This window comes from Acidimicrobiales bacterium, assembly GCA_016716005.1.
Lineage (GTDB): Bacteria > Actinomycetota > Acidimicrobiia > Acidimicrobiales > JADJXE01 > JADJXE01.
Map to the genome: position 1 here is coordinate 2,517,694 of JADJXE010000001.1, position 25,170 is coordinate 2,542,863.

Here is a 25,170-nt window from a genome sequence, read left to right on the forward strand (position 1 = left end):
CAGATGGGGCGGTTAGCGTCGGCGGCCGTGACGCAGCGCAGCTTCCCCGACGGCTTCACGTGGGGCACGGCCACGGCCGCCCACCAGGTGGAGGGCGGCAACTGGAACAACGACTGGTGGGCCTGGGAGCACGACCCGGCCTCGCCGTGCGTCGAGCCCAGCGGCGACGCCTGCGACCAGTACCACCGCTACCGCGACGATGTCGCCCTGCTGGCCGCGCTCGGCTTCGGGAGCTACCGCTTCTCGATCGAGTGGAGCCGGATCGAGCCCGAGGACGGCGAGGTGTCGCGGGCGGCCCTCGACCACTACCGGCGGGTCTGCGCGGCGTGCAAGGAGCACGGTCTGCAGGCCGTCGTCACCCTGCACCACTTCACGACCCCTCGCTGGGCCGCCGACCTGGGTGGCTGGCTGTCGCCCGACGTGGGCGACCGGTTCGTCCGCTTCGCCGAGGTGGCCGCCGAGCACCTGGGCGACCTGGTCGACCGCTTCTGCACCTTCAACGAGCCCAACATCGTGGCCACCATGGGCTACCTGGCCGGTGTGTTCCCGCCCGGCGAGCGCAGCTCCGACCTGCGCCGCCGGGCCAACGACGTGTTCGTCGACGCCCACCGGCGCTCGGTCGAGGCCATCCGCTCGGTGGCCCCCGACGTGCCCGCGGGGCTCACGCTGGCGATGAGCGACTACCAGGCCGTCGACGGCGGCGACGCGTACCGGGACCGGATCCGGCGGAACATGGAGGACGTCTACCTCGAGGCGGCCGCCTCCGACGACTTCCTCGGCGTGCAGACCTACAGCCGCACCCGCGTGGGGCCGGGCGGCACCCTCGGCCCCGAGCCCGGCGTCGAGACCACCCTCATGGGCTACGAGTTCTGGCCCGAGGCCCTCGAGGCCACGATCCGCCGGGCGTGGCAGGTCACCGACGGCACGCCCCTGCTGGTCACCGAGAACGGCATCGGCACCGCCGACGACGAGCGTCGGGTGGTGTACGTGCAGCGCGCCCTCGAGGGTGTGGGCCGGTGCCTCGACGACGGCATCGACGTGCTGGGCTACACGTGCTGGAGCCTGCTCGACAACTTCGAGTGGGTGCTCGGCTACGCGCCCACGTTCGGCATCGTCGCCGTCGACCGGACGACCCAGGAGCGGCAGGTGAAGCCGTCGGCCCGCTGGCTCGGCGCGTGCGCCCGGGCCAACGCCCTGCTCCCCACGCCGTAGCCTGGCCGGGATGGATCTCCGCCCCTCGGCCGTGGTCGCCCACCTGCGCTCCGACCTGGGCCGCAAGGCGGTCAAGTACTCGATGGTCTCGGTGGTGGGCGTGGTTATCACCCAGGTCGTGATCATCGTCACCCACGGCCTCCTCGGGTGGCCGGGCACCGCCTCGAACGTGGTGGCGGTCAGCGTGTCGGCCGTGCCCGCCTACATCCTCAGCCGGTACTGGGTGTGGGGGAAGAACGACCGCAACCGCCTGTGGGGCGAGATCATGCCGTTCTGGGGCATGGCGCTGGCCGGGCTCCTGCTGTCGACGCTGTTCGTGGCGATCGTCGACAACTGGACGACCTCGACCCTGGCGGTGAGCGCCGCCAACCTGACCGCGTTCGGGCTGCTGTGGGTGGCCAAGTTCTTCCTGCTCGACCGGGTGCTCTTCCACCGGGGCGAGCCCGCGCCGAGCCCTCGGTAGGCTGCCGGGCTCACGCATCGCCGACCGTCCCCGGGGGAACGCCGCCATGGCCCTGCTCGACCTCACGCCCGATGAGCTGCTCGCCACCACCCGGGCGGTGCGCAAGCGCCTCGACTTCGATCGCCCGCTCGCGCGGGAGGTGCTGGAGGAGTGCCTGGCCCTGGCCACGCAGGCGCCCAGCGGCTCCAACCAGCAGGGCTGGCACTTCGTGGTCGTCACCGACCCCGCCATCCGCCTGGCCCTGGCCGACCTCTACCGGCAGGGTTGGGAGTTCTACAAGAGCGCGCCGTTCTTCGCCGGTGCCCTCTTCGCCGACGATCCCGAGCGGGCGCCCACCCAGCAGCGGGTCGCGGCGTCGGCGCAGTACCTCGCCGACAACATGCACCGGGCGCCGGCGCTGCTGGTGCCGTGCATCGAGGGGCGCACCGACGGCCAGCCCGCCCTGTTCCAGGCCAGCGTGTGGGGGTCGATCCTGCCGGCGGCCTGGAGCTTCATGCTCGCCGCCCGGGCGCGCGGCCTCGGCACGTCGTGGACGACGCTGCACCTGATCTACGAGGAGCAGGCCGCAGAGCTGCTCGGCATCCCCTTCGAGACCACCATGCAGACGGCGCTGATCCCGGTGGCCCACACCCGGGGCACCGACTTCAAGCCGGCACCCCGAGTGCCGCTCGACCGGGTCGTGCACTGGGACAGCTGGTGATGGACGAGGTGCTGCGCCGGGCGGCCGAGGCCGCCCGGGGCTTCATGCCTCCCGACGAGGGCCTGGCCCTGCACGAGGCGGGGGCCGAGGCCGCGGCCGCCGTGCCCGGCCGCCCGCTGCTGGAGATCGGCACCTACTGCGGCAAGTCGTCGATCTACCTGGGCGCGGCCGCCCGTTCCGCCGGCACCCTCCTCTTCACCGTCGACCACCACCGGGGGTCGGAGGAGAACCAGCCCGGTTGGGAGTGGCACGAGCCCGACCTCGTCGATCCGGAGGTCGGCCGGCTCGACACGCTGCCGTGCTTCCGGCGCACCATCGCCGGTGCCGGCCTCGAGGATGCAGTGGTGGCGGTGGTGGGCGAGTCGGTGCGCGTCGCCGGTCACTGGGCGACACCGCTGGCCCTCCTCTTCATCGACGGCGGTCACGGCGAGGGCCCGGCCCACGCCGACTTCGACGCCTGGGGGCCCAAGGTGGCGCCCGGCGGGCTGCTCGCCATCCACGACGTCTTCCCCGACCCCGCCGACGGCGGCCGCCCGCCCTACGAGGTGTACCGCCGGGCCCTCGGGTCGGGCCGCTTCGTGGAGCTGCGCGCCGTGGGGAGCCTGCGGGTGCTCTGCCGGGCCGGCTGACCGCCGGGCGCGGGCCCTAGCCCGCCAGCAGGTCGGCGTAGGCGTCGTCGAGGCAGCGGCGCAGCAGGGCCGTGTCGGTGATGGCGGCCGGATCGGCGTGCACGCCGATGTCGACGCTGCCGGCCGTGGTGAACAGCGTGAGGTTGCACGCGGTGCCGGCCACCGGGCCGAACACGTAGGTGTGCAGCGTCCGGGCGCCGGCGACGTACGTGTCGCCGAGGTAGCCGGGCAGGTTGCTGGTGGCGAAGTCGATGTGGGCGGCCTGCGAGCGGATCGTGCTGGTCACGACGGCGGTCGGGATCAGGTTGGCGAGGGCCGCGACCGTGGCCATGGGTCCGCTGCCGTGCACGTCGCCGCGGCGGGCGTGGAGCAGGTCGCGGATCACCGCGAAGCGGTTCCTGGGGTCCATGCGGCCGGCGGGCACGTCGACCGGGATCGGCGTGAAGGCGTTGGTGGCGCCGTCGTCACCGGCCCGGGTGCTGACGACGAAGGTGAGGTGGAAGCGCTCGACCTCGGCGCCGAGCGCCTCGTGGTAGCGCACCCCGGCGTCGACCGCGCCGGCGACGAACAGGTCGTTGAGGGTGCCGCCGAGCGCTCTGGCCGCGTCGTGGGCGGCGTCGTACGGCATGCTCAGCGCTTCCACCCGTCGCCGCCGGGACCGGGCCTGCCACAGGGTCGAGCCGGCCGGGTGGAGCTGGTCGCGGGTGGCGCGCGCCAGGCTTTCGGCCTCCTGGCGGGCCGACAGCAGCCGCTGCGGGTGGGTGAGGGCATCGACCACGCTGCGGCCGGCGCTGGTGGGGAGGCGCAGCGCGCCGGCCACCAGGTCGCGAGCCCCGTCGACGACCCCGGGCGGGGCCTCGCGGTCCGCGGCGAGGGCGGCGGCGAGGTCGACCTCGGGGGGGTCGGGCGCGTCGCGCTCCACAGCGACGTACGCCTCGGCCAGGCGGACGGCCCCCTGGCCGTCGATCACGACGTGGTGGAGTTTGGAGGCGATGGCGCCGAGCCCGCCCTCGATGCCGTCGATCACGACGTACTGCCAGAGGGGGCGGGAGCGGTCGTAGGGGTCCTGCATGAACAGCGCCATCCACTCGAGGAGGTCGTCGAGGCTCCCGCTGCCGGGCGCCCCGACCCGGCGCACGTGCCAGTCGAGATCGAGCTCGTGGTCGGTCTCCCACCGGGGTGGTGCCAGCGGTGCGGCCGGGGCGACCACGTGCTGGCGCAGCCGAGGCACGGCGGCCACCGCGCTGCTCATGAGGCGCCGGAAGCGGGTGAAGTCGATCGGGCGGTCGAACAGCGTGATCGACGCGCCGCTCGGCGAGAGCCACGGATCGCGCTCGATGCTCCACATGAGCGCCTCGGCGTCGGTCATCGACCGCTCGAAGCGCAGCTCCCGGTCCGGCATCGCCGCCCGACGCTAGTCCGACACGAGATCGGGATCCGGGTCGTCGTCGCCCAGGCGCATCACCTCGGGCAGCGTCTCCCCCAGGAACAGCCCGGCCGCCGGGGAGGCGCCGGCCAGGGCATCGGCGGCCAGCAGCACCGCCGCAGCCGTGTACGTCGACTGCTCGCCGCCGGGGAAGTTGATCTCCTCCGGGTAGACGATGCCCGTCCAGTACGAGCCGTCGTGGTGGCGGAGGCGCTGCGCCCACGCGAACAGCGAGAGCGCGGTGTCGCGATCGCCCACGGCCAGGTGCGCCAGGCTGCACTCGCAGGTCTCGGCGGCGGTGACCCACGGCCGATCGCTCACGCAGCGGATCCCCCGCCCGCCCATGGCGAAGGTGCCCCACCGCCGGGCCAGGTGGTCGCGACCGGCCCGACCCTCGATCACCCCGGCGAGCACCGGGTAGTACCAGTCCATGGCCCAGCGGTGCTTCGGGGCGAAGGCGTCGGGCTGGGTGGCGATCACGTGGGACAGCCGGGCCGCGGCCAGCTCCCAGTCGGGCCGCTCCTCGCCCATCTCCTCGGCGATGGCGATCGCGCAGCGGAGGCTGTGGGCGATGCTGGACGAGCCGGTGAGGAGCGCGAACGACCAGGGCGTGCCGTCGGCGTGGCGGGCCCAGATGATCTCGCCGCGGGGCGTCTGCAGGTCGAGCACGAACTCGATGGCCCGGTCGACCACCGGCCACATGGTCTCGAGGAAGCCGCGATCGCGGGTGACGAGCCAGTGGTGCCACACGCCGGCGGCCACGTAGGCCGTGACGTTGGTGTCGAACTTGGGGTCCTCGATGCCGTCGGCCAGGTAGTAGTGGTGCCAGGCGCCGGTGGGCAGCTGGTGGTCGGCGAGCCACCGGTACGCCAGCTCGGCCTCGGCCCGGCGACCGGCGACGGCCAGCGCCATGGCCGCCTCCACGTGGTTCCAGGGGTCGGCGTGGCCCCCCGGGAACCACAGGATCAGCCCCTGTGGCGTCTGCTGCGCCGCGATGGCGTCGGCCGTTCGCTCGGCCTCGGCTGCCGACAGCACGCCGTCGACCTCGGGGATCCTCAGCTCAGGCTCGGGCGATCGCACGTGACGGCTCCTGTTCGGGTTTGCGGGCGTACAGCACCAGGCTCTTGCCCAGCACCGGGTTCAGTGCCCGCTCGGTCCAGCGGGTGAGGGGCGGGTGGTCGGTGATGTCCCACACCAGCACGCGGTGGTACGCGCGCACGAGCGGGTGGTCGTCGTCGGTGGGGCCCACGGCGCAGCGCAGCCACCAGTAGGCCGTGTGGAGGGCATGGGCTCGGTGCGCCCCGACGAGCTGCAGCCCGGTTGTCTCCAGCTTCGCCCGCAGCTCCGGCTCGGTGTAGATGCGCACGTGGCCGCCGGCCACGAAGGGCGCGTGGTACTCGTCGGACAGGGCCCAGCACACCCGCTCGGCCAGCCAGGAGGGCACCGTGACGGCCATGGTCCCACCGGGGCGCAGCACGCGGGCGAGCTCGGCCAGGGCCCGCTGATCCTCGGGCAGGTGCTCGAGCACCTCGGCCGCGATCACCCGGTCGAAGGCGCCGTCGGGGAAGGGGAGGCGCCCGGCGTCGCCGTTCACCGCGGCCGTGGGCCCGGTGGCCTCGCCCGTCTCGTGCATGCCCTCGAACAGGGCGGCCACGTCCTTCAGCTCGGCCGCGTCGTAGTCGAGGGCCACCACCCGCGCCCCGCGGCGGGCGGCCTCGAAGGCGTGGCGCCCGGCGCCGCACCCGAGGTCGAGCAGGCGGTCGCCGGCGCGGACGCCCAGCCGGTCGTACTCGACGGTCAGCACCGCTCAGCGGGCCCCGGCAGGCGTGCCGCAGGGGTTCGGGAGGGCGAGCAGCTCGCGGTACTGGGCCACGGTTCGCTCGGCGGTGACCCGCCAGCTCCAGCGGTCGATCACCCGCTGGCGGCCGTTGTGCCCGACCCGCTCCCGGAGGGCGGGGTCGGCGAACGCCCGCCGGAGGGAGGCGGCCAGGGCGTCGCTGTCGCCGGGCGGGACCACCAGGGCGGTGTCGCCGTCTGCGCCGACCACCTCAGGGAGGGCGCCGCCGCTGGTGGCGATCAGCGGCACGGCGCAGCACATGGCTTCGATGGCCGGCAGCGAGAACCCCTCGTAGAGGCTGGGCACCACGGCCACCTCGGCCTCGGCGTAGAGCTCGACGATGCGCTCGTCGGACACCCCTGACACGAAGTGCACGACCGGCTCCAGGCCGAGGCGCTCGATGGTGCGGGCCGCCTTGCCCTCCTCCTTGGGTCGGCCGATCACCACCAGGTCGGCGTGCTCGTGCTCGGTGCGGATCTTGGCCAGCGCCTCCAGCAGGTACACGAGGCCCTTCATCGTCACGTCGGCGGAGGCCGTGGTGATGATGCGCCCGGGCCGGCGCTCCACGTGGGGGAGCGGCCGGAACAGGTCGGGGTCGACCCCGACGGGCACCACGGCCATGCGGTCGAGGGGCACGCCGTGGTCGCGGTGGATGTCGGCCTGGGAGTTCTCCGACACCGTGATCACCTTGGGGACGCGCTGGGCCACCCGGCTCTGCATGGCGGTGAAGCCGTACCAGCGCCCGACCGAGAACCGCTTCCGCCAGTTGGGGGCGTGGTCCTGCTCGAGGCGCCGGTCGACGGTGATCGGGTGGTGGATCGTGGCGATCACGGGCACCCCGAGGCGCTGGATGCCGATCAGCCCGTACCCGAGGCTCTGGTTGTCGTGGACGAGGTCGAACTCGCCCGGGCGCTGCTTCACGTGCTGGTAGGCGCGCAGGGTGAAGGCCAGGGGCTCCGGGAACGTGCCGGTGCAGAACGTGAGCAGCTCGGCCGCGTCGGGGAGGGTCTTGATCTCCCAGAAGGCCGGCATCCGGCCGGGGAAGTGCTCGTTGAAGATGTCGAGGCTGGGGAGCCGGTGCAGGGTCACCCGGTCGTCGAGCACGGGGTACGGCTGGCCCGAGAACACCTCGACGTGGTGCCCGACGTCCGCCAGCGCCTTGCTCAGGTGGCGCGTGTACACGCCCTGGCCGCCGCAGTGCGGCTTGCCCCGGTAGGAGAGCAGGGCGATGCGGAGCGGGCCATCCGGAGCAGACACGACGGGACAGCCTACGGCTCTTGACCGGGGGGTCAAGTGCGGTCGGGCGAGGGGCCCCACCGGTGCCCGCCGGGGTGCCTAGGGTGGCGGGCCGTGCGGGCCGTGGTGCAGCGGGTGCGATGGGCCCGCGTGAGCGTCGACAGCGCCGTCGTGGGGCGGATCGGGGCCGGGCTGTGCGTGCTGGTGGGCGTCACCCACGGCGACGACGAGGCCGCCGCCCACCGCTTGGCGGCCAAGGTGTGGCACCTGCGGGTGCTCGACGACGAGCACGGTGTGATGAACCGCTCGGTGGCGGAGACCGGCGGCGAGGTGCTGGTGGTGAGCCAGTTCACGCTGTACGGCGACACCGCCCGGGGGCGTCGGCCGTCGTGGGTCGCGGCGGCCCCGCCCGAGCAGGCCGAACCCCTGGTCGAGGCGGTGGTGGACCGCTTGCGGGAGCTCGGCGCCACCGTCGAGACCGGGCGCTTCCGGGCCGAGATGGTGGTCGAGCTGGCCAACGACGGCCCGGTGACGCTGCTGCTCGAGGTGTGAGGGGGCCGGACCCGGCCCGGTTCAGTCGGCGGGGCTCGGCTCGGGGGTCGCCGGCACCGCCGCCGGGGCCGGCCGTCGCGCCCCGGGGTGGTGGTGGGCGAGGGCCCAGGCCAGCCCGAGGGCCAGGGCGGCGAGCACCAGCACCGGTGCGTCGCCCCAGCGCACGTACAGCGTCCGGCCGGTGCGGCGCTCGACGGTGCCGGTGACGACCGTCTGCTCGCCGACCGCGCTGCGGGCCACGACCCGGCCGTCGGGCGTGACGAGGGCGCTGAACCCGGTCGGGGCCACCTGGAGCACCCAGCGCCCGGTCTCGATGGCCCGTAGCCGCGACGAGGCGATCTGCTGGCTCTGCACGAGGATCCCTCGGTACGACGAGCCGTTGGTGGGGTTGAGCAGCAGCTCGCCGCCGTTGGCGACCCCGTCGACCCCCCGCCGAGGGAAGAAGATCTCCCACGAGATGGCCACGGCCAGGGGACCCTGGGGCGAGTCGACCACGGCGGGCCCGGCGCCCACGACCGCGTCCCGGGGGACCTCCGACAGGTCGACCAGGTCGTCGAGCAGGCTGCGGAAGGGCACGTACTCGCCGAACGGCACCCGCTGGACCTTCTCGTAGCGGTCGACGATGGTGCCGTCGGGGGCCCACACCACCGCCGCGTTGTGGAACGCGTCGCCGTCGCCCTCGACCACGCCGGCCACCAGGGTGGTGCCGAGCGATCGGGCCAGCAGAGCCAGCTCGGGGCCCTCGCGGGTCTCGGTGACGGGGCCCTCGACGTTCACCACGTTCTCGGGCCACACCACCAGGTCGGTGCCGGGGGGGACGTCGCGGCTGGCGGCCAGGTGGCGCTCGAACACCTGGCGCTCGTCGGTGGAGGAGGCCCGGGTGCCCTGGGGCCCGCCGCCCTGCACCAGGGCGACGTCGAGCCGGCCCGCCCCCCGGCCGTCGGGGGCCACCGCGGCCGCCGCGAGCAGGGCCGCCACCACGGTCAGGCCGGCGAGGGCCGGCCGCCAGCGCCGTTCGAGGGCGGCGGACAGGGCGACGCCGGCGGTGGCCACCGCGGCCACCAGCAGCAGGCTCCCGCCCACCCGGACGACGGCTGCCAGGGGGCCGGCGGCCTGGCCCATGGCCAGGGTCGAGAGGGGCACTCCGCCGAACGGCCAGGCCCAGCGGAGGGCCTCCACCAGGGTGAGGGCCGCCGGCAGGGCGAGGCGTCGGCCCCGCCCGGGTGGCACCGCCAGCGCGGCCAGCCCGACGAGGGCGCTGTACGCCGTGGCGGCGACGACGTAGCCGGGGAGGGTCATGTCGACCATCCAGGCCAGGGTGGGGAAGAGCCAGCCGGCACCGACGAGCGACCCCCGGCGGAAGCGGGTGGCGGCGCCCTGCCCGGCCAGCAGGCGGTCGAGGATCGCGATCCCCGCGACGGCGAGCGGCCACACCCCCACCGGGGGGAGCGCCGCGGCCACGAGGAGCCCGGCGCCGAGAGCGGCCAGCGTCACGAGGAGGGAGCGGGGCATGCGGGCGTCCATGATCGCCGCTCCGTGGGGGGTCGGCACGTCGGCCGGCCGCCCCGGCGGGCGATCAGCCGACGTAGCGGAGGTGCACCACGTACCGGTGGGACGCGGACCCGGGGGGATGGCAGGCGAAGAGCGTGCCGGTGCGGTCGTGGGTCTGGCTGACGATCCGGACGGCATCGGGCGTGACCACCTCGGCGCCGGTCACCTCGTACACGTGGCGCGCGCCGGCGACCGTGAAGACCACCTGGTCGCCGGCCACGAGCTGGTCGAGGTGCCGGAAGGGCTTGCTGTGCGTCACCCGGTGGCCGGCCACCACGACGTTGCCGAGCTGGCCCGGGAGGGCGGTGCCCGGCCAGTGGCTCGGGCCCCGGTCGATCGTCACGAGCGACAGCCCCTGGCGGAGCGTCTCGGCCACGCCCAGCCTCGGGATCTCGATGGTGCCCACGACCACGTCGGGCTCGGGGGCGTACGGGTCGTCGGGGGGCATGGCCGGCTGGGGCAGCGGCGGCAGGGTCGCGACCGTCGTGGCCGACGCCTTCGGGGCGGCCGGGCGACCGGCCGCCGAGCCGGCCAGCAGGACGGGGCTGTCGGTCGCGAGGACGGGGTCGGGTCCACCCTCGACGGGGTCGGCGACGAGCAGGCCGACGAGGACGCCCACGACGAGCAGCGACGACGCCACGACGGCGAGCAGGCGGCCCTTCACACCCGGAGCATCGGCGGGCCGGGGCCCGGACCTGACCTCGTCGTGGCGGCTCACGCGCTCCTCCCGGCCAGGTGCGCGGCCACGGCGGTGGCGGCCTCACGGCCCTGGCGGATGCAGGCGGGGATGCCGACGCCCCGGTAGGCCGCCCCGGCCAGGGCCACGCCCGGCGCCGCCTCTCGCAGCTCGGCCTCGAGCACCGCCACCCGGTCGAGGTGGCCGGGCTCGTACTGCGGGAACGACCGCTCCCAGCGGGTGACCCTCGCCTCGTCGGGCCGGCCGGTCAGGCCGAGCATCGTGCGGAGGTCGGCGAGGAGCGCGTCGACGAGGGCGCCGTCGTCGAGGGCGAGGGCCCGTTCGTCGCCGTACCGCCCGGCCGACACCCGCAGCAGCACCCGGCCGGGGCGGGCCCAGTGCGCCCACTTGCTGGAGCCGAAGGAGCAGGCAGTGACCAGGAGCCCCTCACGTCGCGGCACGAGGAGCCCGCTGGCGTCGAGGGGGTGGCCGACGGCCGACGAGGGCAGGGCCAGGGTGACGAGGGCGACCGACGAGTAGGGCACCGCAGCCAGGCGGGCGGCCGGGGCCGGGGCGATGTCGCGGAGCACGGCGGCCGCCGCCGGCGCCGGGGTTGCGAGCACGACGGCGTCGGCGCCCACCCGACGGCGGTTGGGGCCGGCGGTGTGCACGACGTACGTGCCCGACGCCGGGTCGCGCTCGACGCGCTCCACCGGGTGGTCGAGCGCCACCTTGGCGCCCCGAAGGCGCAGGGCGAGGGCGTCGATCAGGCGGCCGAGGCCCCCGGGCAGGGTGACGAAGACGGGCGCGGCGCCGCCTGTCGCCGTGGCCGCGGCCCGCTGGGCCCGCTGCTGGGCCCGGAGGGCGAGCAGGAGGCTGCGGGAGCCCGACGCCACGGCGCCCAGCTGGGGGGCCGACGCCCGCAGCGACAGGCGGTCGGCGTCGCCGGCGTTGATGCCGCCCAGCAGGGGGTCGACCAGGCGTTCGGCCACCTCGCGCCCGAAGCGGGCCCGGACCACGGCGCCGACCGAGTCGGCGTCGGGCCCGTAGAAGCGGGAGCGGGGCAGCACCAGGTCGAGGCCGGCCCGGGCCACGCCGGCCGGGGAGAGCACGCCCGAGCGGGCCAGGGACGCCAGGTCGGCGGGCACGCCCAGCACCAGGCCCTCGGGGATGCGCCGGAGGCGTCCCCGGGTGAACACGTACGCCGACCCCTGCACGGGCGACACCAGCTCGTCGCCCAGGCCCAGCTCGCGGAGGAGGTCGACGCCCCACGGCACCCGGGCGAGCACGCTGTCGGGCCCGGCGTCGACGGCGATCCCGTCGACGGGCGTGGTGAGGATCTTGCCGCCCAGTCGTCCCGACGCCTCGAGGACCGTGACCGCGGGCGGGTCGTCGCCGCCCCGGAGGGCGTGGGCCGCGGCCAGGCCGGTCACACCCCCACCGACGACGACGACGTGCCGGCGGCCGGTGGGTGCCGAGCCGCCCACCCCCTCGCCGCCCGCGATCGGGCGGGGTGGGGTGCCGCTCACCCGGCGGCGGCGGCGACCCGGTCGGCCAGCGCGCCGAGCACCGTCGGATCGTCGTTCATCGACGGGGTGCGGGCGAACGCCAGGCCCGCCCCCTCGGCCACGGCGCGGGCCTCGACGTCGAGGTCGTAGAGCACCTCGAGGTGGTCGGCCACGAAGCCGCACGGGCACACCAGGACGCCGGTTCCCCTGCCGGTGGCCCCCAGGTCGCGCAGCACCTCGAGCACGTCGGGGCCGATCCACGGGTCCGGGGTGCGGCCTGCGCTCTGCCACGCCACCGCCCAGCCCGACCACGGCTGCAGGCCGACCCGCCCGGCCACCGCCTCGGCCGTCTGTCGGAGCTGCTGCGGGTAGGGGTCGCCGCTGTCGACGTACCGCTGCGGGATCGAGTGGGCGGTGAACAGCACCTTGGACCCCTCGGGGAGCGACGCCAGGCGCTCGGTCACGCCGGCCGCCAGGAAGTCGAGGTAGGCGGGTTCGAGGTGCCAGCTGTCGATCGGCACGACCCGCAGCCCCAGCCCGGCGCCGGCGGAGGCGGCCCGCTCCTGGTAGGTGCCGATCGAGGGAGCCGACCAGTGCGGCGCCAGCACCAGGCCCACGGCCCGGGTGACGCCGTCGAGGGCCAGGCCCCGCACCGCGTCCTCGATGAAGGGCGGGGTGTGCTTGAGGCCGAGGCGCACGTCGAAGCGGCCGGGGGCCCGCTCGTCGAGGGTCGCCTGCAGCCGGCGGTGCTGGGCGTCGGTGATGGCCGCGAGGGGCGACAGCCCGCCGATGGCGTCGTAGCGCCCGCGCAGCTCGGCCAGCAGCTCGGCCGTGGGGGGCCGGCCCCGCCGGATGTCGGTGTAGTAGGCGGGGAGCTCGTCAGGGTGGCGAGGGGTGCCGTAGGCCATCAGCACGACGCCGACGCGGTCGTTCATGGGTGCTCCTCGGTGGTCGGATCCTCGGTGACGGGGCCGTCGGCGCGGCCCTCGGCGTGCACCAGCTCCACGAGCCGCTCGAGCACCCCCGGGTCGGTCTCGGGCAGCACGCCGTGGCCCAGGTTGAACACGTGGCCCGGCCGGCCACCGTTGCGGGCCAGCACGTCGCGCGCCTGCGCGGCCACGACCTCCCACGGGGCCAGGCACACCGCCGGGTCGAGGTTCCCCTGCACGCCGCGGTGCGCGCCGATGCGGCGGCGAGCCTCGTCGATCGGCACCCGCCAGTCGACGCCCACCACGTCGGCACCGGCGTCGGCCATCAACCCCAGCAGCTCGCCGGTGCCCACCCCGAAGTGCACGCGAGGGACCCCCAGGTCGGCGACGCCCTCCAGCACCTTGCGACTGGCGGGGAGCACGTACCGCTCGTAGTCGGGTGCCGACAGCGCCCCCGCCCACGAGTCGAACAGCTGCACCGCCGACGCCCCGGCCTCGATCTGCGCCCGCAGGAACGCCAGCGAGAGGTCGGCCAGGCAGTCGAGCAGGCGGTGCCACAGCGACGGCTCGCCGTACATCAGCGCCTTCGTGCCCGCGTAGGTGCGCGACGGGCGGCCCTCGATCAGGTAGCTGGCCAGGGTGAACGGGGCGCCGGCGAAGCCGAGCAGCGGCACGGCCAGCTCCCCCACGAGGATGCGCACCGTCTCGAGCACGTACGGCACGTCGCTCTCGGGCTCGAGGGGGCGCAGCCGGTCCAGGTCGGCGGCCCGCCGGAACGGCCGGTCGACGACCGGCCCCGTGCCCGGGGCCACGTCGACCCCGAAGCCGATGGCGGCGAGGGGCACGACGATGTCGGAGAAGAGCACGGCCGCGTCGACCCCGTAGCGGCGGACCGGCTGCAGGGTGATCTCGGCGGCCACGTCGGGCCGGGCGATGGCCTGCAGGATCGACCCCTCACCGCGCACCGCCCGGTACTCCGGCAGGGAGCGCCCGGCCTGCCGCATGAACCACACGGGAACGCGCGGGCCGGGCTGCAGGCGACAGGCGCGCAGGAACGGGCCGTCGGAGAGCGCAGGGGGAGGGGGCACCGCCCACCGACCCTACGCGGCCGCGGCCGCCCGCAGCACGTCGAGCGCAGGGGCGTCGGCCGCGGCCTCGGGCCGCTGGAGGCGCCGCCGCACGCCCGCCTCCACCTGGCCGGCCACCGCCGCGGCGCGGCCCGCGTCGAGGGCGCGCACGCCCATCACGCGCAGGTCGGCGGCGGTCGGTTCGAGCACCAGGACCGGCGTGTGCATCCGGCGCACCGCGGCGACCTCGGTGTCCAGGGTGTGGCGGTGCCACGCCCTGGGGATGCGGTCGGCTGCGGCCCGCAGGCCGTCGGCGGTGGCCGACATCGGCGACGACACGACCACCAGGTCGAAGCCCAGCCCGGCCAGCAGGTCGGCGTTGGTGGGCGCGTGGACGCCGCCGTCCACGTACCGGTCGCGTCCGATCCGGCGGGGCGCGAAGAGCCCCGGCACCGCGCAGGAGGCCGCGACGGCGTCGCCGATGTCGGCGTCGACCCGCACGTCCCGCCCGAGGACCACGCGGGCGCCGTCGCCCAGCCGCACCGCGCAGATCCACAGCGGTCGTTCCGGCCACCGCCGGCCGGCGTGCACCGCCCGGGCCCGCTCGGCCAGCGGGTCGGTGGAGCGCGTGCCCTCCGGGAGGGCGGCGGCCAGGGCCACGCCGGCTCGCCAGCGCCAGGGCTGCAGCACCTCGGTCACCAGGAGCCGGGGCGCGGCCGGGACCGGCGGCCACCAGTGGCGGGCCGGTGGCAGGCGGAGCGGATCGACGGGCGGCCCGGCGCCGGCCAGGAGGGCCTCGCCCTCGGGGGACAGCGGGCGGCCGGCGGCCCGGTGGGCGAGGTCGGCGGGCGACAGGCCGGCCCGCAGGCCCGAGGCCACGGCCGCCCCCGCCGACGTGCCGACCACCAGCTCGGCGGTGCGGGCGTCCCAGCCGGTGACGTCGGCCAGGGCGGTGAGCGCGCCGGCGTGGAAGGCGCCACCCGTGGCCCCTCCCGCGCCGAGCACCAGTCCGATCGACGGCGCCATCCCCCCATCACTAGCGCGACCGGGACGCCGCCGCGTCGTGCACCCCGGCGCTCGGGGTGCGCTCAAGCGCCCGATCGCCGGGTAGCCCGGCGGGTACCGGTACGATGGTCGATCCTCGATGTCCCAGTCGGCATCCCTCGGGTCCGGGAAAGGACGGTGATGGGGACCCACCCGGAGCTGGCGGCCGAGCAGGCCTACGTCGACCACGCGTACGACTGTCTCGACCGTGCCCGAGAGGCGGCCGTGCGGCTCCGGAGCCTGGCCGACGTCGGCCGGGGCGGCACCCACCAGGCCCGCTACGAGCGCGACGTGATCGAGGACACCATCCGCGCCCGGCTGTCGCAGCTCGAGCTGGGCGACGAGGCCCTCGTGTTCGGCCGGATCGACCGCGGGGCCGGCGAGACGTTCCACATCGGCCGGCTGGCCGTCAGCGACGACCGGCAGGAGCCGGTGGTGGTCGACTGGCGGGCGCCGGTGGCCGAGCCGTTCTACCGGGCGACGGGTCGGGTGCCGATGGGCCTCGTGCGCCGGCGCCACTTCATGGTGAAGGGCCGCACGCTGCTCGACCTCGAGGACGAGCTGTTCGATCTCGACCACCTCGAGGGTGCCGTCGACGGGCGGGAGATCAACGGGTACGGCGCCCTCATCTCCGCTCTCGAGCAGTCGCGCACGGGGAAGCTGCGCGACATCGTCGCCACCATCCAGGGCGAGCAGGACGAGGTCATCCGCTCGGAGCCCGGTGGGGTGATGGTGGTGCAGGGCGGTCCGGGCACCGGCAAGACGGTCGTCGCGCTGCACCGAGCGGCGTACCTGCTCTACACCCACCGGTTCCCGCTCGAGGACCAGGGCGTGCTGGTGGTCGGCCCGAACCGGGTGTTCCTGCGCTACATCGACCGGGTGCTCCCGTCGCTCGGCGAGGCCGGCGTCGAGCTCGTCGTCCTGGCCGACCTCGTGCCCGACGTGCGCGTGCGCGGCACCGACCACCCCGACGCGGCGAGGGTGAAGGGCGACGCCCGCATGAGCTCGGTGCTCACCAGGGCCGTCCGTGACCGGGAGCGGCCGCTGCGCGCCGACCTGGTGGTGGGCTACGGCCTCACCAGCCTCCGGCTCACCGCCGACGAGAGCGCGCGGATCGTGCGCCAGGCCCGCCGCCGGTTCCGGCGCCACAACGCCGCCCGGCGGTTCGTCGAGCAGGCAGTGTTCGCGGCGCTGGCCGGCAGCGGGCGCGACAGCCTCAACCCGACCACCGTGCGCGACCGGGTCCGCCGCACCGACGAGGTGCGGGCCGCGCTGGAGTGGATGTGGCCCGTGCTGACCCCGGCCGAGCTCCTGCACGACCTGTTCGGCTCCCTGCCGCTGCTGCGCTCGGCCGGCCGGGGCGTGCTCGACGATCGCGAGCTCGTCCTGCTGCACCGGGGCCGGTCCCTCTCGGTCGCGGACGTGGTCTGGACCGCCGGCGACGTGGCGCTGCTCGACGAGGCCCGCTCCCTGCTGGGATCCAGGCCGACGAGGGGCGACAAGGGCGACGACGACGTGCGCACCTACGGCCACATCGTGGTCGACGAGGCCCAGGACCTCACCCCGATGCAGCTGCGGATGCTCGCTCGCCGCTCCCTGAACGGCTCGATGACGGTCGTGGGCGACATCGCCCAGGCCACGGGCCCGTTCGCCCCTGACCGGTGGGACGACGTGCTCGCCCACCTGCCCGACCGCAAGCCGTCCCGCCTGCGCGAGCTCACCATCGGTTACCGGATCCCGAGCCAGGCCATGGCCCTGGCGGCGCGGGTGCTGTCGGTGGCCGCGCCGGGTCTGGCGCCGCCCAGCTCGGTGCGCGAGGGCGAGGACCCACCCCACATCCGGGGTGCCGGCCCCGACCTGGGGGCCGCGGTGGCGGACGAGGCGGCCGACGCCCTCGCCGCCCTGGGGGAGGCCAGCGTGGCGGTGATCGTGCCCGAGTCGCTGGTGGGGCCCATCGAGGAGGCGCTCGAGGTCTCCGGGCTCGACGTGGGCCGGGCCGACCGCCAGGGGCTCGAGCGCCCGGTCACCGTGGTGCCGGTCGGGCTGGTGAAGGGCCTCGAGCTCGACGCCGCCGTCGTCGTCGAGCCCAGCCGGATCGTCGCCGAGGAGGCGCAGGGCCTCCGGGCGCTCTACGTGGCCCTCACCCGGGCCACCAAGCGGCTGGCCGTCGTCCACGCCGAGCCGCTCCCCGACGCGCTGGCCGAGTAGCGGCGGTCGTCGTCCCGGGCCCGGTGGTCACCGCTACCCTCGGCGGCGATGGCCGACGAGCAGGTGACGATCCGCATCCGCACCGACGGCCCCTACGTGGTGACCGGGCCCTTCCGGCTCACCGACGCGGCCGGCACCGAGCTGGACGTGAGCGGGGGCGCGAACGTCGCCCTGTGCCGGTGCGGGCAGTCGCCCACCAAGCCCTTCTGCGACGGCACCCATCGCACGATGGGCTTCGACGGCTCCCTCGCCCCGCCGGGCCCGGAGCCCGGAGGGCCGGCCGGTAGCAGTGGCCCCGGCGCCGGCCCGCCTCCCGATCAGGACACGCCGGCGACGTCGTAGCCGGCCTCGTCGATCGCGGCCCGGACGGCGTCGTCGGTGGCGTCGCCGTCCACCGCCACGGTCCTGGCGGCCACGTCGACCTTCACCTCCGCCACCCCGGGGACCCCGGCGACCGCACCCTCGATGGCGTGCTTGCAGTGGTCGCAGCTGATGCCCGGGACGGAGTAGGTGCGCGTCATGGCGCCAGGCTAGGCCCGACCCGTCAGGAGACCTCGACGGTGGTGACTATGCCGCGCTCCCCGTTCGTCATCACCGACTCGACCGTCTCGCCGGCGGGGAGCGTGGCCGGCACGCCGTCGAAGGCGACGTCGGCCGCCGTGGCCCCGACGGTGCGGTCCGGCTCGGGGGCGCCCTACGTCAGCTGTTAGGGAGACCGAACATCGAGCGTGTGAACGGGTGGGCGCGGGCCCGTCAAGGCCCTGCGAGAGGGTTGACAACCGCCGGGTGATAGGTGAACCTAACGGCCATGTGTGTGGCGGTCCGCACCCGGGCGCGGGTGGCCTGACGTGGCGCTGGTGTGCCACTGCCGGGCGGTGGGCGACCGGGCGATCCGCGCCGCGGTCGCCGCCGGGGCGGGCGACGTGGAGGCGGTGGCGTCGACCACCACGGCCGGGTCCGACTGCGGCGGATGCCACCAGGCGATCCTCGAGCTGCTCGCGGAGGCCGCCGGCTCTCGCGCCCGGGCCACCTCGTCGGCGGCCTGATCCGCTCGCGGCGGGCAGGGCCCCGGGGCGGCCCTCCTACTAGCCTCACCCGCATCCCGTCGTCCGAGGAGGCCACGTGCGCGGCGATCCCAAGGTCATCGAGCTCCTGAACGAGGTGCTCTCCGCCGAGCTCACCGCGGTGAACCAGTACTTCGGCCACGCCAAGCTGTGCCAGAACTGGGGCTACCTGCGCCTGGCCGAGTTCGTGAAGCACGAGTCGATCGACGAGATGAGGCACGCCGAGCTGCTGATCGACCGGATCCTGTACCTCGAGGGCATGCCCAACCTGCAGCGCATGGGGTCGGTGCGCCTGGGCGAGACGGTGCCCGAGCAGTTCCGGCTCGACCTCGACATCGAGTACGCGGCGCTGGAGCGGCTCAACCGGGCCATCGCGGTGTGCGTGGAGGTGGGCGACAACGGCAGCCGGGAGCTGTTCGAGTCGATCCTCACCTCCGAGGAGGAGCACACCGACTGGCTGGAGACCCAGCTGGAGACGATCGGCCAGATCGGCGAGGCCAACTACCTGACCCAGCAGCTGTTCGCTGCGGGCTGAGGCCCGGCCGGGGGCCCTCGGCCGGGTCCCCTACGCGGTGACCAGGATCCGCGCGCTGGCGAACGAGCCGACGCCCACGGCGGCACCGTCGATCTCGACGGTGAGCGTGCCGTCCGGCGACACGGCGGTCACCACCCCCCGGCGGCCCGGGGTGATCGAGGACGACTCGAGGAACTCGAGCAACCCCGGTGTGAACTCGAGCTCCTCGGGGATGCGGGCGACGGTGAAGGGCTCGCCCACGGCCACCTCGGCCAGCGGCCGGGCGTCGGGCGCGGCGTAGGTGGAGCCGGGGATCGGGTTGCCGTGGGGGCAAGTGGTGGGCCGGCCGAGGAGCCGGTCGATCGCCTCCTCGACGGCGTCGGAGAGCACGTGCTCCCACCTGCCCGCCTCTTTGTGGGCCGCCGCCCACGACAGGCCCAGGATGTCGGTGAGGAACCGCTCGGCCAGCCGATGGCGTCGGACGACCTGCTCGGCCAGCGCACGACCCGAGTCGGTGAGGCGGATGCTGCCGCCGTCGATGGCGACCAGGCCCTCGCCCTCCATCCGCCGCACCATCTCCGACACCGCCGGCCGGGAGACCCCGAGGCGTTCCACGATCCTCGCCTGGATCACCTCGACGTCGTCCTCGTGGAGCTCGAAGATCGCCTCGCAGTACTCCTCGAAGGCGGGGTGGTACTCGGGCACGGTCGGAGTCTACGGGCGCCCGGCTCCCGCCCGACCGCCGACACCGACCGACGGTAGGTTGGGCGCGTGGCGCTCGAGCCGTTCTCGCCGGCCGTCCGCGCCTGGTTCGAGGCGTCGTTCCCCGAGCCCACCGCGGCACAGGCCCAGGGGTGGCCGCCGATCGCGGCGGGTGCCCACACCCTGATCCTGGCGCCCACCGGCTCGGGCAAGACCCTCGCCGCGTTCCTGTGGGCGATCGACCGCCTCGTCCACGAGCCGACGCCCGAGCGCACCCGCCGCACCCGGGTGCTCTACGTGTCGCCGCTGCGGGCCCTGGCCGTCGACGTCGAGAAGAACCTGCGGGCCCCGCTGGCCGGGATCCGGCTGGCGGCCGAGCGCCTCGGCCTGCCCTTCACCGAGCCCACCGTCGGCCTGCGCACCGGCGACACCCCGGCCGAAGCCCGCCGGGCGATGCTGCGGCATCCGCCCGACGTGCTGATCACCACGCCCGAGTCGCTGTACCTCCTGCTCACCTCGCAGGCCCGCGACACCCTGCAGGGCGTCCACACGGTCATCGTCGACGAGATCCACGCCCTGGCCCCCACCAAGCGTGGGGCCCACCTGGCTCTGTCGCTGGAGCGGCTCGAGGCCCGGTGCGAGCGGCCGCCCCAGCGCATCGGCCTGTCGGCCACGCAGCGCCCGCTGGAGGAGATCGCCCGGTTCCTCGGGGGCGAGCGGGCCCCGGGCGAGCCGCGGCCGGTCGCCGTCGTCGACGCGGGGGTCCGCAAGGAGCTCGACGTGGAGGTCTGCGTCGCGGTCGACGACATGGGCGAGCTGGGGACCGTGTCCGACGAGCTGCCCAGCGGCCCCGTCGCCGCCGGCCCGGCCCGCCGGTCCATCTGGCCGTCGATGCACCCCCGCCTGCTCGAGCTCGTCCTCGCGCACCGGTCGACCATCGTGTTCGTGAACGCCCGCCGCCTGGCCGAGCGGCTGGCCGCCCGCCTCAACGAGCTGGCGCTGGAGACGGGTGCCGTGGCCGAGGGAGCCCCCGACCTGGTGAGGGCCCACCACGGATCGCTGGCGCGCGAGCAGCGCCTGGCCATCGAGGACCAGCTCAAGACCGGGCGGCTGCGGGGCCTGGTGGCCACGTCGTCGCTGGAGCTCGGGATCGACATGGGGGCCGTCGACCTGGTCGTCCAGGTCGAGTCGCCGTCCTCGGTGGCGTCCGGCCTGCAGCGCATCGGGCGGGCCGGCCACCGGGTGGGGGAGCCGAGCCGCGGCAAGGTGTTCCCCAAGCACCGCGGCGACCTCCTGCAGGCCGCGGTGGTGGTCGACCGCATGCTCGACGGTTGGGTCGAGGAGACCCGCGTCCCCCGCAACCCCCTCGACGTGCTGGCCCAGCAGGTGGTCGCCGCCACCGCCCTCGACGAGTGGCAGGTCGACGACCTGCTGGCCCTGGTCCGCCGGGCGGCCCCGTTCCGCGACCTGACCGACGACCTGTTCACCTCGGTGCTCGACCTGCTGGCCGGCCGCTACCCGAGCGACGAGTTCCACGAGCTGCGGCCCCGGGTGGTGTGGGACCGGGTGGCCGGCGTGGTCCGGGCCCGCGACGACGCCCGCCGCCTGGCCGTCACCAGCGGGGGCACGATCCCCGACCGGGGGCTGTTCGGCGTGTTCCTGCCCGACGGCACCCGGGTGGGCGAGCTCGACGAGGAGATGGTCTACGAGAGCCGTGCCGGGGAGACGTTCCTCCTCGGGGCGTCCACCTGGCGGATCAGCGAGATCACGGCCGAGCGGGTCGTCGTCACGCCCGCCCCGGGCGAGCCGGGGAAGATGCCCTTCTGGCACGGCGACGGCCCCGGCCGGCCGGTCGAGCTCGGCCGTGCCCTCGGCACCTTCGTCCGCGAGCTGCGGGCCGTGCCCCGCGCGGAGGCCGAGGGGCGCCTGTCGGAGCGCCACGGCCTGGACGCCCGAGCCGTCGACAACCTGCTGCGCTACCTCGACGAGCAGGCTGACGCCACCGGCGTGGTGCCCGACGACCGAACGGTGGTGGTCGAGCGGTTCCGCGACGAGATCGGCGACTGGCGGGTGTGCGTGCTGACGCCCTTCGGGGCCCGCGTCCACGCGCCGTGGGCGCTCGCCATCGAGACCCGGGTGCGCGACCGTCTCGGGCTCGAGGTCGAGACCCTCTGGAGCGACGACGGCATCGTGGTCCGGCTGCCCGAGGCCGTCGACGAGCTGCCGCTCGACGTGCTGCTCCCCGAGCCCGACGAGCTCGACGAGCTGGTGGTGGCCGTGCTGCCCGGCACGGCCGTGTTCTCGGCCCGGTTCCGCGAGTGCGCCGCACGCGCCCTGCTGCTGCCCCGCCGGCGCCCCGGGCGGCGCACCCCCCTGTGGCAGCAGCGCCAGCGGGCGGCCGACCTGCTCGCGGTGGCGGCCCGGTACCCGTCGTTCCCGATCCTGCTGGAGACGTCCCGGGAGATCCTGCAGGAGGTGTTCGACGTGCCCGCGCTGCGCGGGCTCCTGCGCGACGTGGCCGCCCGGCGGGTCCGGGTGGTGCAGGTCGAGACGCCCCGCGCCTCGCCGTTCGCGTCGTCGCTGCTGTTCCAGTGGGTCGCGGTGTACATGTACGAGGGCGACGCACCGCTCGCCGAGCGGCGAGCCGCCGCCCTCGCCCTCGACCGGGAGCTCCTGGCCGAGCTGCTCGGCGCCGAGGAGCTGCGGGAGCTGCTCGACGCCGAGGCGCTCGCCCAGCTCGAGCTGGAGCTGCAGCACCTCACCGCCGAGCGGGCGGCCCGCTCGGCCGACGCCGTCCACGACCTGCTGCGCCGGCTCGGGCCGCTGCGGCTCGACGAGATCGAGGGGCGGGCCGCCGTCGCCCCGGGCGGTGCCGCCGGGTGGGTCGAGCAGCTGCTCGAGCAGCACCGGGCGATCACGGTGCGGATGGCGGGCGAGGAGCGGCTGGCCGCCGCCGAGGACGCCGCCCGGCTGCGCGACGGGTTGGGGGTCGCCCTGCCGGTCGGCCTCCCGGGCGCGTTCACCGAGCCCGTCGAGCGCCCCCTCGACGACCTGCTGGCCCGGTTCGCGCGCACCCACGGGCCGTTCCGCGCGGCCGACGCCGCCCACCGGCTGGGTGCACCGCTGGAGCGGGTCGCGGCCTCGCTCGGGGCGCTCGAGTCCGAGGGGCGCCTGCTGCACGGCGAGTTCCGGCCGGGCGGCGCGGCCCGCGAGTGGTGCGACGCCGAGGTGCTCCGGGTGCTCCGACGCCGCTCCCTCGCGGCGCTGCGCCGCGAGGTCGAGCCGGTCGATCCGGCCACGTACGCCCGCTTCCTCCCCGCCTGGCACGGCATCGGTGCGCGTCGTCGCGGCGTCGACGCGCTGGTCGACGCCCTGGCCCAGCTCCAAGGGGTGGCCGTGCCGGCGTCGTCGCTCGAGCTCGACCTGCTCCCGGCCCGGGTCGACGGCTACCGGCCGGCCGACCTGGACGCGCTGTGCGCCGCCGGCGAGGTGGTCTGGGTGGGCGCCGGCTCCCTGCCGGGCGACGACGGGCGGGTGCGGCTCGCGTTCCGCGACCAGGCTGCCCGCCTCCTCCCCCCTGCCCTTCCCCGCGACGAGCGGCCGTCGTCGCCGCTGCACGACGCGCTGCGGCATCGCCTGGCCGAGCGGGGCGCCTCGTTCTGGCCCGACCTGCTGGAGGCGGCGGCGGCCGCTGGTCATGCCCGCACCGACGGGGCCGACGTGCTGGAGGCGCTGTGGGACCTGGTGTGGGCGGGCGAGGTCACCAACGACACCCTCGGTCCGCTCCGCTCCCGCGTCGGGGGGTCGGGCCGGGCTCGGCGGCCCCGCCCGGCCGGGGCTCGACCCCGTCCCGGCCGCCTCACCCGCCTGGGCCCGCCGGCGGCGGCGGGCCGGTGGTCGTCGGTCGCGCCGCTGCTCGCGCCGGCGCCGTCGGCCACCGAGGCGCTGCACGCGCTCGCGCTGCAGCTGCTCGAGCGCCACGGCGTGGTCACCCGGGAGGCCGTTCTGGCCGAAGGCGTGAGCGGTGGGTTCGCGGCGGTGTACCCCGTGCTGCGGGCCCTCGAGGAGCGGGGCCAGGTGCGACGCGGCTACTTCGTGGCCGGGCAGGGCGCGGCCCAGTTCGCGCTGCCCGGCGCCGTCGACCGGCTCCGGTCGGCCCGCCGCAGCGCCGAGGCCGAGATCGCTGCGGGCGAGGGCGACGAGTCCGCCGGGGTCGGTGAGCCCGACCGGGGCGTCGACCTCCCCGGCTCGCCCGACGGCGTGCTGGTGCTGGCCGCGACCGACCCGGCCCAGCCCTTCGGTGCCGCCCTCCCGTGGCCGGCATCGCGCGGTCGGCCGACGCGCGCCGCGGGGGCCTTCGTGGTGCTGGTCGGCGGCGAGCCGGCGGTGCTCGTCGAGCGGGGCGGCCGCGGGCTGCTCACGTTCCCGGGCGCCGGGGCGGGCGCCTGGATCGATGGCCTGGTCCGGCTGGTGAAGCACGGTCGGGTCCGGAGCCTCGAGCTGCGACGGATCGACGGGGAGCCGGCCGCGACGTCGGGCTGGGCCGAGCCGCTGCGGGCGGCCGGGTTCGTCGAGGGCTACCGCGGCCTCACGTTCCGAAGCTGACAGGCGGTCCCGGTGCCCGAGGGCGACACCGTCCACCACGTCGCCGACGTGCTGCGGGCCGTGCTGGCCGACAAGCCGCTCGTGCGGATCGAGGCGCCCCGCGTGGCCGGGCGCCTGCCCGTGGCCGGCACGGTCGTCGAGTCGGTGGACGCGCACGGCAAGCACCTGCTCGTCGGCCTGGGCGACGGCTCCGTGCTGCGGGTGCACCTGCGGATGAGCGGCAGCTGGCACGTGTACCGCCCGGGAGAGCGGTGGCGCCGGCCGACCCGGTCGGCCCGCCTGGTGCTCGAGGTCGCCGACGCGGTGGCGGTCTGCTTCTCGGCCCCCGTGGTGGAGCTGCACCGCCCGCGGGGGTCGCCGGGCCGAGGGCTCGGCATCGAGCACCTCGGGCCCGACCTGTGCGCCGCCGAGCCCGACCTCGACCGGGCCCTCGACCGGCTGGACTGCGACGGCGATCCCGGGCGGCGGGCTGCCGACGTGCTGGTCGACCAGCGCGTCGCGAGCGGGGTCGGGAACGTCTACGCGAGCGAGGTGCTGTGGGCGTGCGGGGTGCATCCCGGCACGCCCGTCGGCTCGCTCGACCGGCGCTCGCGGCGGCGCCTGTTCGAGACCGCGCACGTGCTGCTCCGCGCCAACCTCGGGGGCGGTCCCCGCGCCACGGTGCCCGGAGGGCTGGCGGTGTACGGGCGGGCCGGGCGGCCCTGCCCGCGATGCGGGGCGCCGGTGCGCCGAGCGCGCCAGGGCGAGCAGGCCCGGAGCACGTACTGGTGCCCCGTCTGCCAGCCGGAGCCCGGGCCGGCCGGATCGTGACCCCGGGACGCGGTCCCGGCGTGTCGGGGTCGGGGTCGGGGTCGGGGTCGAGCCCGGCGTCGGGGTCGGGCCCGGCGGTGCCCCGTCGACCCCTGCCCCCGGAGCTGCGGCTGCCGCATCCGCAGCGGCTCCCGCCGAGGAGCCCCGGCTACGAGCGGATCCTCGCCGCCCACGAGGCGGCCCTGGATCGGGGCGACGACGGCTACCTCGACCCCCGAACCGGGCGGTCCGTGCTCACCGCGGCCTTCCTGTGGGACCGCGACCGGTGCTGCGACACCGGGTGTCGCCACTGCCCCTACCTCCCCCGCCCCGAGGACTGAACCGGATCGCAACACGCCCTTGACACGCGTGTAACTACACGGGTGTAATACCCCCACGTCTTGGGGGGCCGGGAGGCGTTCGCCCCCAGATGTTGTGGTTGCCCAGAGGTCGAACCG

Annotated in this window: 24 protein-coding genes; 12 read left to right on the top strand and 12 right to left on the bottom strand. The window is 75.7% G+C overall.

Translation table 11 applies throughout. From position 1 onward, the window contains the following. Window positions 1–3: 3 nt before the first annotated feature. Genes IPM45_12450 through IPM45_12465 form a run of 4 tightly spaced genes read left to right on the top strand, consistent with a single transcriptional unit; the run spans window position 4 to window position 3,004 of the window. A complete protein-coding gene (locus IPM45_12450) occupies window positions 4–1,212 on the top strand; it encodes a glycoside hydrolase family 1 protein (GenBank protein ID MBK9180344.1) in 1,209 nt (402 codons plus the stop codon). Between the two features lie 10 nt (window positions 1,213–1,222). Further along, window positions 1,223–1,675 (top strand): GtrA family protein, encoded by a 453-nt coding sequence (locus IPM45_12455; GenBank protein MBK9180345.1) that lies wholly within the window; start codon window positions 1,223–1,225, stop codon window positions 1,673–1,675. A gap of 46 nt (window positions 1,676–1,721) precedes the next feature. Beyond that, a complete protein-coding gene (locus IPM45_12460; protein MBK9180346.1) occupies window positions 1,722–2,375 on the top strand; it encodes a nitroreductase family protein in 654 nt (217 codons plus the stop codon). After that, window positions 2,375–3,004, top strand: a complete 630-nt coding sequence (locus tag IPM45_12465; protein ID MBK9180347.1) for a class I SAM-dependent methyltransferase — start codon at window positions 2,375–2,377, stop codon at window positions 3,002–3,004. The genes IPM45_12460 and IPM45_12465 overlap by 1 nt, the downstream gene beginning before the upstream one ends. A 16-nt stretch (window positions 3,005–3,020) precedes the next feature. On the opposite strand, the gene IPM45_12470 is transcribed toward IPM45_12465, so the two are convergent. From IPM45_12470 to IPM45_12485, 4 genes are read right to left on the bottom strand one after another with little or no spacing between them, the layout of a single operon-like run. Beyond that, window positions 3,021–4,406, bottom strand: coding sequence for a DUF1298 domain-containing protein (locus IPM45_12470; protein ID MBK9180348.1), 1,386 nt, complete (start codon window positions 4,404–4,406; stop codon window positions 3,021–3,023). A 12-nt stretch (window positions 4,407–4,418) separates the two neighbouring features. Beyond that, entirely contained in the window at window positions 4,419–5,489 is a 1,071-nt protein-coding gene (locus IPM45_12475) for a prenyltransferase (protein ID MBK9180349.1), read from the bottom strand. A 1-nt stretch (window position 5,490) separates the two neighbouring features. Beyond that, window positions 5,491–6,234: a methyltransferase domain-containing protein gene (locus tag IPM45_12480; protein ID MBK9180350.1), complete on the bottom strand. Its 744-nt coding sequence runs from the start codon at window positions 6,232–6,234 to the stop codon at window positions 5,491–5,493. A gap of 3 nt (window positions 6,235–6,237) precedes the next feature. Then, window positions 6,238–7,524 carry a glycosyltransferase family 4 protein gene (locus tag IPM45_12485; protein MBK9180351.1) on the bottom strand — a complete coding sequence of 429 codons (1,287 nt, stop codon included), beginning with the start codon at window positions 7,522–7,524 and terminating at the stop codon, window positions 6,238–6,240. Window positions 7,525–7,617: 93 nt separating this feature from the next. Between IPM45_12485 and IPM45_12490 the strand changes: the two genes are divergently transcribed. Further along, window positions 7,618–8,055, top strand: a complete 438-nt coding sequence (locus IPM45_12490) for a D-tyrosyl-tRNA(Tyr) deacylase (protein ID MBK9180352.1) — start codon at window positions 7,618–7,620, stop codon at window positions 8,053–8,055. Between the two features lie 21 nt (window positions 8,056–8,076). Here IPM45_12490 and lnt read toward each other — a convergent pair whose 3' ends face one another. The 6 genes from lnt to IPM45_12520 all read right to left on the bottom strand — a co-directional run bounded on the left by lnt (window position 8,077) and on the right by IPM45_12520 (window position 14,812). Then, a complete protein-coding gene (gene lnt / locus IPM45_12495) occupies window positions 8,077–9,567 on the bottom strand; it encodes an apolipoprotein N-acyltransferase (GenBank protein MBK9180353.1) in 1,491 nt (496 codons plus the stop codon). Window positions 9,568–9,631: 64 nt separating this feature from the next. After that, the gene (locus IPM45_12500; protein MBK9180354.1) at window positions 9,632–10,324 is read right to left on the bottom strand and encodes a class E sortase; all 693 of its coding nucleotides are present in this window, start codon (window positions 10,322–10,324) and stop codon (window positions 9,632–9,634) included. Then, window positions 10,321–11,769, bottom strand: a complete 1,449-nt coding sequence (gene hemG / locus IPM45_12505) for a protoporphyrinogen oxidase (GenBank protein ID MBK9180355.1) — start codon at window positions 11,767–11,769, stop codon at window positions 10,321–10,323. Before hemG ends, IPM45_12500 begins: the two co-directional genes overlap by 4 nt. 38 nt (window positions 11,770–11,807) lie before the next feature. After that, window positions 11,808–12,725 (bottom strand): ferrochelatase, encoded by a 918-nt coding sequence (hemH, locus tag IPM45_12510; GenBank protein MBK9180356.1) that lies wholly within the window; start codon window positions 12,723–12,725, stop codon window positions 11,808–11,810. After that, on the bottom strand, window positions 12,722–13,807 hold the full coding sequence (gene hemE, locus IPM45_12515) for a uroporphyrinogen decarboxylase (protein MBK9180357.1): 1,086 nt from the start codon (window positions 13,805–13,807) through the stop codon (window positions 12,722–12,724). Before hemE ends, hemH begins: the two co-directional genes overlap by 4 nt. 12 nt (window positions 13,808–13,819) lie before the next feature. After that, window positions 13,820–14,812 (bottom strand): patatin-like phospholipase family protein, encoded by a 993-nt coding sequence (locus tag IPM45_12520; protein MBK9180358.1) that lies wholly within the window; start codon window positions 14,810–14,812, stop codon window positions 13,820–13,822. Between the two features lie 159 nt (window positions 14,813–14,971). Between IPM45_12520 and IPM45_12525 the strand changes: the two genes are divergently transcribed. Further along, entirely contained in the window at window positions 14,972–17,038 is a 2,067-nt protein-coding gene (locus tag IPM45_12525; GenBank protein ID MBK9180359.1) for an AAA family ATPase, read from the top strand. Window positions 17,039–17,086: 48 nt separating this feature from the next. Continuing rightward, on the top strand, window positions 17,087–17,380 hold the full coding sequence (locus IPM45_12530) for a CDGSH iron-sulfur domain-containing protein (GenBank protein ID MBK9180360.1): 294 nt from the start codon (window positions 17,087–17,089) through the stop codon (window positions 17,378–17,380). Here IPM45_12530 and IPM45_12535 read toward each other — a convergent pair. After that, window positions 17,356–17,559 (bottom strand): heavy-metal-associated domain-containing protein, encoded by a 204-nt coding sequence (locus tag IPM45_12535; GenBank protein MBK9180361.1) that lies wholly within the window; start codon window positions 17,557–17,559, stop codon window positions 17,356–17,358. The two genes, IPM45_12530 and IPM45_12535, sit on opposite strands and share 25 nt — an antisense overlap. Window positions 17,560–17,892: 333 nt before the next feature. Here IPM45_12535 and IPM45_12540 point away from each other — a divergent pair, with 333 nt between their 5' ends. Beyond that, window positions 17,893–18,084, top strand: a complete 192-nt coding sequence (locus IPM45_12540; protein MBK9180362.1) for a (2Fe-2S)-binding protein — start codon at window positions 17,893–17,895, stop codon at window positions 18,082–18,084. 76 nt (window positions 18,085–18,160) lie between these two features. Beyond that, complete coding sequence (gene bfr, locus IPM45_12545) at window positions 18,161–18,637, top strand: bacterioferritin (GenBank protein MBK9180363.1); 477 nt, start codon at window positions 18,161–18,163, stop codon at window positions 18,635–18,637. 30 nt (window positions 18,638–18,667) lie between these two features. On the opposite strand, the gene IPM45_12550 is transcribed toward bfr, so the two are convergent. Continuing rightward, window positions 18,668–19,321, bottom strand: coding sequence for a metal-dependent transcriptional regulator (locus IPM45_12550; protein MBK9180364.1), 654 nt, complete (start codon window positions 19,319–19,321; stop codon window positions 18,668–18,670). 66 nt (window positions 19,322–19,387) lie between these two features. Here IPM45_12550 and IPM45_12555 point away from each other — a divergent pair, with 66 nt between their 5' ends. Genes IPM45_12555 through IPM45_12565 form a run of 3 tightly spaced genes read left to right on the top strand, consistent with a single transcriptional unit; the run spans window position 19,388 to window position 25,053 of the window. Then, complete coding sequence (locus IPM45_12555) at window positions 19,388–23,923, top strand: DEAD/DEAH box helicase (GenBank protein ID MBK9180365.1); 4,536 nt, start codon at window positions 19,388–19,390, stop codon at window positions 23,921–23,923. A 12-nt stretch (window positions 23,924–23,935) separates the two neighbouring features. Then, window positions 23,936–24,733 (top strand): Fpg/Nei family DNA glycosylase, encoded by a 798-nt coding sequence (locus IPM45_12560; protein MBK9180366.1) that lies wholly within the window; start codon window positions 23,936–23,938, stop codon window positions 24,731–24,733. Further along, window positions 24,634–25,053 carry a hypothetical protein gene (locus tag IPM45_12565; GenBank protein MBK9180367.1) on the top strand — a complete coding sequence of 140 codons (420 nt, stop codon included), beginning with the start codon at window positions 24,634–24,636 and terminating at the stop codon, window positions 25,051–25,053. Before IPM45_12560 ends, IPM45_12565 begins: the two co-directional genes overlap by 100 nt. Window positions 25,054–25,170: the final 117 nt, after the last annotated feature.